Source organism: Vibrio sp. LB10LO1, from assembly GCF_010092875.1.
GTDB lineage: Bacteria > Pseudomonadota > Gammaproteobacteria > Enterobacterales > Vibrionaceae > Vibrio > Vibrio campbellii.
Genome location: NZ_JAADJW010000067.1, coordinates 1 through 6,876, shown reverse-complemented (window position 1 = coordinate 6,876; position 6,876 = coordinate 1). Strand labels below are relative to the sequence as shown.

General features: G+C 40.3%; 7 protein-coding genes and 1 pseudogene. 7 read left to right on the top strand and 1 reads right to left on the bottom strand.

Annotated elements, in window-relative coordinates; all coding sequences use genetic code 11:
• The first annotated feature begins 137 nt into the window (after positions 1 to 137).
• Positions 138 to 755 carry a nucleotidyltransferase domain-containing protein gene (locus GXP65_RS24295; protein ID WP_162860272.1) on the top strand — a complete coding sequence of 206 codons (618 nt, stop codon included), beginning with the start codon at positions 138 to 140 and terminating at the stop codon, positions 753 to 755.
• Positions 756 to 894: 139 nt separating this feature from the next.
• Entirely contained in the window at positions 895 to 2,373 is a 1,479-nt protein-coding gene (locus tag GXP65_RS24285) for a hypothetical protein (RefSeq protein ID WP_162093915.1), read from the top strand.
• Between the two features lie 192 nt (positions 2,374 to 2,565).
• Here the strand turns inward: GXP65_RS24285 and GXP65_RS25505 are convergent.
• Positions 2,566 to 2,850, bottom strand: a pseudogene (locus tag GXP65_RS25505) (hypothetical protein).
• A 307-nt stretch (positions 2,851 to 3,157) separates the two neighbouring features.
• Here GXP65_RS25505 and GXP65_RS24275 point away from each other — a divergent pair.
• The 5 genes from GXP65_RS24275 to GXP65_RS24255 form a co-directional block, all read left to right on the top strand.
• Complete coding sequence (locus tag GXP65_RS24275; RefSeq protein WP_162093913.1) at positions 3,158 to 3,946, top strand: hypothetical protein; 789 nt, start codon at positions 3,158 to 3,160, stop codon at positions 3,944 to 3,946.
• A gap of 947 nt (positions 3,947 to 4,893) precedes the next feature.
• A complete protein-coding gene (locus tag GXP65_RS24270; RefSeq protein ID WP_150918945.1) occupies positions 4,894 to 5,331 on the top strand; it encodes a hypothetical protein in 438 nt (145 codons plus the stop codon).
• Positions 5,324 to 5,695, top strand: coding sequence for a hypothetical protein (locus GXP65_RS24265; RefSeq protein ID WP_043887406.1), 372 nt, complete (start codon positions 5,324 to 5,326; stop codon positions 5,693 to 5,695). Before GXP65_RS24270 ends, GXP65_RS24265 begins: the two co-directional genes overlap by 8 nt.
• 143 nt (positions 5,696 to 5,838) lie before the next feature.
• On the top strand, positions 5,839 to 6,177 hold the full coding sequence (locus tag GXP65_RS24260; RefSeq protein ID WP_162093912.1) for a hypothetical protein: 339 nt from the start codon (positions 5,839 to 5,841) through the stop codon (positions 6,175 to 6,177).
• A gap of 188 nt (positions 6,178 to 6,365) precedes the next feature.
• The coding region (locus tag GXP65_RS24255; protein WP_346265912.1) for a hypothetical protein at positions 6,366 to 6,876 on the top strand (511 nt) is incomplete at its 3' end.

Here is a 6,876-nt window from a genome sequence, read left to right as displayed (position 1 = left end):
CTAACAAACTGTTCAAGAGGGATTCGCAACGCGTGGCATTTTCACTATGCGTTGGTTTTAGTGTTTAAGGCGGTATGCGGTGGCTTCGGTATTGCGTTGCTCACCCCTTAACAGGGCGTTATATGCTTGGAGGCAAAATGAACAATATTCTTGAGTTAGCAGTTGAAGAACTGAAAGAAAAATATGCTCCGCATACTATCATTCTCTATGGTTCTTACGCTCGAAATGAAGCAACGGAAACAAGTGATATAGATATCGCTTGTTTCTGGGATCGTCCTGAAGAACATAAGGATGCTAGCTTGTTTCATGGCATATTCCTTGATGTGTGGGTTTATCCCACAGCGTTTCTCGACTCTATTCCAGATGAGTCGTTAAGGTTCGAAGACGGGAAAGCAATTCATGATACACGTGGTTTGGGCAAGAGCTACATTGCCAGAGTTAAACAAAAGCTCGCTGAAGGTAAGGAGCCAATGTCTGATGTAAATAAGGCACATATTCAAGAATGGATTAGTAAAATGCTTGAACGAGCAAGTGATGGTAACTTAGACGGGAACTATCGTCGAACTTGGCTTCAATACGAGCTATTGGAGCTATACTTTGAGGTTCGTGGCATGTGGTTTTTGGGCTCCAAGAAGAGTTTTAATTATTTACGAGAGCACGATAAGTCCGTTTACGGTCTTTTTGAGCAAGTATACCAAGAGCCATTAAACCTTAATTTATTGCGTAAATTAGCCAAACAAGTAGTACGCATATAACAATCTGTTTAAGAGTGATTCACAACGCGTGGCATTTTTACTATGCGTTGCTTTTAGTGTTTAAGGTGGTATGCGGTAGCTTCGGTATTGCGTTGCTCACACCTTAACAGGGCGTTAGGTTTTAGGTAAAAGTAGGCTTATGGCAAATAGAATTGAATATAATGGTGTTTGGTTTGATTCCTATCGTGAATTATTCGATCGCCACGCATGTAAGGGGTTAACTTATGCGGCATTTCACAGTCGGGTAAAATCAGGTTGGACTTTAGAAAAAGCGCTGAATGAAGAGAAGAATAAATCAATACATAGAGTTTATATTGTAGGTGACAAAAAATTCAAAACACTCAAAGAGTTAGCTGATTCGGCTGGGATTTCATATGATGCGGCAGTTAAGCGGGTACATAGAGGATTCTCGGATGAGGAGGTCTTTTATGGGAAGAAGAAACTAACGAAAACCAAAAAGGAAAAACAGCATAAAACTCGAGGTAGTTCAGTTCAAGTATTGGGTGTCACATACGAAAATTTAAGAGCCGCTCATGAAAAAATAAAACCAGTTTGTTCATACAATACTTTAGTTGCTCGTCTGAGGTATAACTGGTCGATAGAAGAAGCTTTAGAAGTTGTTCCGAAGACAGATGGAAGAACATTGAAAACGAGAACTTTGAACATAAAGGGTGAGGTGATCTCCGTCCATGATGCTTCAGTTAAGTATGGTGTGTCCGTCTCTACGATTCTCGATAGGCTTAATAGAGGCGCTTCCGATCAAGTAGCGATCACCAAGGGAAGGCTTAAGAGCGGCTTGTTAATTCCTCAATCACAGGCATATAAAGCTAGGAAGAAAATAAGAAAACGAGCTTATATTGTAGACGGTGTTGAGTATAGTTCGGTTGCATCTTTAGCAAGGGCTTATTCCGTCCCGGCTCCACTTGTTTATAACAGAATGAGAGATAACGGTTGGTCTGCAGAGCGCTCGGTCAAAGAGCCTATATCTGATCGTGTAGAGGTAGACGGTATTATATATCGAAGTTCTATGAGTGCTTGGGAAGCTATTGGGGAAACTAACTTTTCTACTTATCAAGGTAGAAAAGCTAACGGTCATGAACTGCGAGTTTGTTTGGGCTTGGATCCTCTTCCGACTGAAAGTAGGTATGTTATTCATGGAAAAACATTTAGTTCTCTAGCGGAAGTAGCAAGCTATTATCATTTGAACTCTGCTCAATTAAACTCACGACTAAATAATATGAGTTTAGAAGAAGCCGTAGTATACCAGCCGTCTAATGGACGATATAGTCGGAGTATTTTCAAAAAAAATCCTGAACTCGCAAAAGCGCCAGGTGTTTTATACTTTGTAAAAATATCACTACAAGATGGTGTGTTACACAAGGTTGGAATAACACAGAAAAAAACTAGACAACGGTTTCAAAATTTTGAGTTCAGTCCAATAATTGAACTGAATGGTTCTCTAGAAGACCTATTTGAAATAGAACAGTCAGTAAAAAAAGAGTTTAAGAGCTTACATTATCGAGCAGAGGAAGAGTTTGAAGGAAAGACAGAAACGTTTTTATTAACAGACTCAGAAGAAAGGCTAGTGGTTGAATATATTAAATCTCTAAGCTCGTAAACCTAACAAGCGTTTAAGACAGATTCCCAACGCATGGCATTTTTCATTCCATCGTTGGGTTTTGTGTTTAAGGTGGTATGGTTTGGTTTTGTGGTAGCGTTGCTCACTACTTAACGCGGCGTTAGTCTCCAGAAAAAGCTAGCAGTCAAAATCATGTTTCCAAGCTCAAAGTTTGGCTACTTTTTGTTTGATTTAAAGGCTCGTTGTCGTTGGACCAAACTCATTTTCAGCTGTTTTAAGTCCAAAGTTCTGAAATTGTCCTAGCGGTTGTTTTGTTCTTTGGTGCTGGCAGAGCAGGGCAATCGAGAGTCTGTTTTCGGTTGCAACTCCGCTCGGTGAGTTTGTTGGTACAAAAGCCGATTTACTCGTTGAAAATACGTTTTCTCTGGTGTGGTAAGTTTCACGTGGTTTCAGTGACTTTGTTGAAAGTCCGCACTGTTAGATTGGTTTTCCAAAAGCGCTTTTTTGTGTTGTCAGTCCGTTTTCTACGGCGTTTTATGTTCCAAGTGGTTTCATTGAGTAGTCGGTTTGAGACTACGCCTGACTTAAATGCATCAAAGCACATAAAGTTTTGTTGTTCGCAAAGTTTAGTTCGGCTTAAAATTGTCGCTCGGTGCCTCGCGACTAACAAACTGTTTAAGAGTGATTCGCAACGCGTGGCATTTTCACTATGCGTTGGTTTTAGTGCTTAAGGTGGTATGCAGGGGCTTCGGTATTGCGTTGCTCACACCTTAACAGGGCGTTAGCAATCAATCATAGTCTTGGCGAAAATCATAGAGAAAGTATGTCAAATTTTAGTATGAAAAGACCCAACTTCCCCAAATGGGCACCGCAATCAGTCATATCGGAGTGGGAAGAAAAAGCCAGCGAAATAGAATATTGGTATCGTAAGTTTCCTATGCTTGAGCCAGAAACTGATGATGCGGACGTAATAGAACGTCTACTAACTTATGAAGACATGAAAAGTGTGTGGGAGCGGTTACCGAAGTACAACATCAAACCTACTCTGTTTTGTTCAATGGTGCAGTGCTCTTTATTATTCTTGGATATCAAACCTTATAATCTCACTCCTAAGGAATACTCTAATTGGTTAGCTGACGTTAGAGAAACGGCGCTAAAATTAAAGCAACTAGTTCAGCATAGCTCTTACGACCGTATATATCAGGAACAATACTTAAAAAAGAGACAGAAGCACATGATGGGTAGCATCATGGAGCACTCTTTAAAAATACTAGACCCGGAAACAGACCCAGAACAACATAAGAAAACTAATCCGTCTTACGCATCATGGCCTGATCTCTTACCTAAATTGCTAAGTGAAGCTCTAGCCGATATAGCTGAAATGGAATCAGACGATGATATAGGCATAGCTGGTGCCAAGTCATCAACATCTGTGAAGCTGGATAAACCAAAGCATCCAAATGCTAAACGTAGTTATTTTGTTAGGAGGCTGACTCAGGAGCTTAGAGAACAAACGGGGCAGCCTTTACGTGACATCGTTACGATTACTACTGCTACGGTTTTTGACATTCCAAATTTAACTGAGAGACAAGTAATTAGGATGGCACCCTGACACTATTCTTCTCTTTTTGGGATTTTAGTGTCATGTATGGTAGTTGGTAGTAGCAGTTATCCTGTTGTAACTTTCATAACAGGATTAACAGCATGAACATTAGGATATCATTTAGTTTTAGCATCAGTAATCAGTCATTGTTTCGTTTGTATCAAGTTGCTCGCATTCTATTTATGGCAGCATGTATGTTCATTTAGGCATTGCGTATTTGGTTGCTAACAAGCAATTTAAGAGGGATTCACAACGCTCGGCATTTTTGCTTCTACTTCAAATTTAGTGTTTATGGCACAATGCTTTAGGTTTGGGTGGAGGCGTTGTTCACCCCTTAATTGGGCGTTATGTTTACTTTAAATTCAAAGACTTAAAGGTCTTAGGCTCTAGTTCTCTGTCCCTCTGGCAATTCGCCCCTAGTAGACTCAGCAAATCCGCATTATCGGTCTAAGTTCTTGAATCTATTTGGCCGTAAAACATGCCAATATTCTTGGGTTGCTTCATTGTCAGGTCGTGGCGGTTGGCTTCTTGTTTAACTGGCTCAAAGTCGCTTTTGGGTTCTTAGTCAATTGGCATTTTAGCTTGGCAGTTGCCTCGGCAATTCAACATTGTTTTGCGCTTTGGTTGGAAAGAAAGGGCGCTTGTTGGTGCTTGGTCGGGTTGCCTCATTGGGCAGGGAAGCGGAATTACTGGTTTTGGGTTAATCGCTTTTGGCGGCCAAGTTAGTTCTTGCCTTGTGGTTTAGCTCAGAAAATCAGTTAGAAATAGCAGTTTTTTCTCAAGTAAATCATGCATTTGTGGTAAAACATAACAAACAATTCAACAGTGATTCGCAACGCTTGGCGCTCTCACTTCGGGTTGAGTTTAGTGTTTAGGGCGCAGTATTCAAGTTCAGAGTATGCGCTGCTCACACGTTAATTGGGCGTTAGAATTTTCATTTAATAAAGGAGATAGAATTGGATGAGTTAATGAAATGGATATCTTTGATTTCCAACATCGTTACGATTGGAGCCTCTTCGATTGCGATTTATTTGTTTCTTGCCAAAAAAGAGAGCTTCACTGCTGTATTCAGAATGTTAGTGAATTATACATATCAGTTATCTCTTTCCGAAGTTAAAGAGAAGTTGGAAAAGCTAAACGAATACAATGCTAAAGACGAAAATGAAAATGAAAAAATAGTCAATATTCTTAATGAGATCGTTGGTCAGATCAAAGGTAATGATAAGTTAAAGCAGCATTTTTCATCTTCTCTCTCTGATATTGATATGTATGCTTTAGGCAAAAAGCAGTTGTCTGAGCCTAAAAAACGAGCACTAGTCAGTGAGTTGAGAGAACGTCTCAGACACCTTAACGTAAAAAATATTGATCATTTAGTCGGAGATACTAATGAGTAAAATTGTAACGGCGATTAACGCAATGATTTCAAATTCTGGGTCAATCACGAATGTTGTTCAAGGTGACATGGATTCGGAATGTTTCTTTGTTTATGACAACAAACACACGTGGTCAATTATAGAGAATAAAGAGGGTAAGTATTTTCTTCATTACTATCCAGGAAACCCTAGTGCAAATGAATTGGCGGGAATTCCAAGTGAGCATTGGCATGAAGCTGATATTCGCTCTGTAGTCTATACAAGTGAGGTCCTAGGAACAAAAGAAGCATTGGACTCATTGAAAGAACTCAACTCGATAGTCAGAGAAAAGCTGTACGGAATGGATTCTGTTTTGGAAGAAATCATCGGGACTGGAAAATTCTAACAAAGCATTTAAGAGTGATTCGCAACGCGTGGCATTTTTGCCATGCGTTGGTTTAAGTGATTAAGGTGGTATGCGGAGGCATGGTATTGCGTCGCTCACACCTTAATGCGGCGTTATGCGTCATTTTAGAAATGGAGGTCAACATGCCTATTGCTAATTGTATTCTCTCTCCTCAAGTTGCTGTAAATAGTAGTGACTGTACTGGACTCATTGAAAAGAGGGGGAAACATTCCGGTATTGGTACGTCGGAAATGACGGTAACAGTCATGCGTTCAGACGAGCAAATGGGTAAAGAGTATAGTGCTATTTGTACTTTGACCTTACCTAACCTTTGGAGCCCGAAATCAGTAAGCTCACTTCAGGTTGGGCTAGCGAAGGCACTTAGTGAACACTTTAGTTTGAAGGATACAGAAGTTCTCATAATGACCTCGCTTATCGCATCAGGCTTCGTAGTCGAAGGTGGCAAGGAAGTCAGTTGGTAAGTCGCACTGAGCGCATAACAAGGCGTTTAAGACGGATTCCCAACGCTTGGCGTTTTCGGTTTGCTTTGAATTTAGCGTTTACGGCACAATGGTTTAGGTTCGGTGGCCTACGTTGCTCACCACTTAACGCGGCGTTATGTGAAAATTCTCCTGAAGCCGTTGTTAGCTCTAAGTAAAGGTATTAGATAGTGAAAGATATAATGCTCAAATTAGCGTACTTCACGCAGCATATAACTTTGAATAAAAATGATTACGAATACATAGGGGAAGACGAGCTTAGCGTTGTCTTTCGCTACAATAATAGTGTCCTTTGCCGCCCCTATATTTATTTTCGACCAGTAAATATTAGTAGTGCTTTGAACGAACATGAATTTACAGAGACTATATTCGAATGCTATGAGGGGAATGTTGAAATTGTCTCTCAAACTTTTACCGAGTTTGAAGACAGATTTCAGATAGTTACACGCTATGGTATGGTTCTTGGCGATACTAATGGTGAGTTCTCGGGGTGTGAGTTTACTTATAGGCAAGATAAAGACAACATTTTTAAGTACCAAGTCGAAAACTCCATAGCGCCTGAAGATGAATGTTGCACACCTTTGAACCCTCTAAAACTCTCAGTAAATGGAACGTTAGAGTGTGAGTGTAGTGGTCAACAAATACCGGACACAGATTTAAGCCGATTTTCTGCATCAACCG

Coding starts and splice junctions, on each gene's coding strand:
- GXP65_RS24285 (WP_162093915.1), top strand. CDS start 895: ATGGCAAATAGAATTGAATATAATGGTGTTTGGTTTGATTCCTATCGT.
- GXP65_RS24275 (WP_162093913.1), top strand. CDS start 3,158: ATGTCAAATTTTAGTATGAAAAGACCCAACTTCCCCAAATGGGCACCG.
- GXP65_RS24265 (WP_043887406.1), top strand. CDS start 5,324: ATGAGTAAAATTGTAACGGCGATTAACGCAATGATTTCAAATTCTGGG.
- GXP65_RS24295 (WP_162860272.1), top strand. CDS start 138: ATGAACAATATTCTTGAGTTAGCAGTTGAAGAACTGAAAGAAAAATAT.
- GXP65_RS24260 (WP_162093912.1), top strand. CDS start 5,839: ATGCCTATTGCTAATTGTATTCTCTCTCCTCAAGTTGCTGTAAATAGT.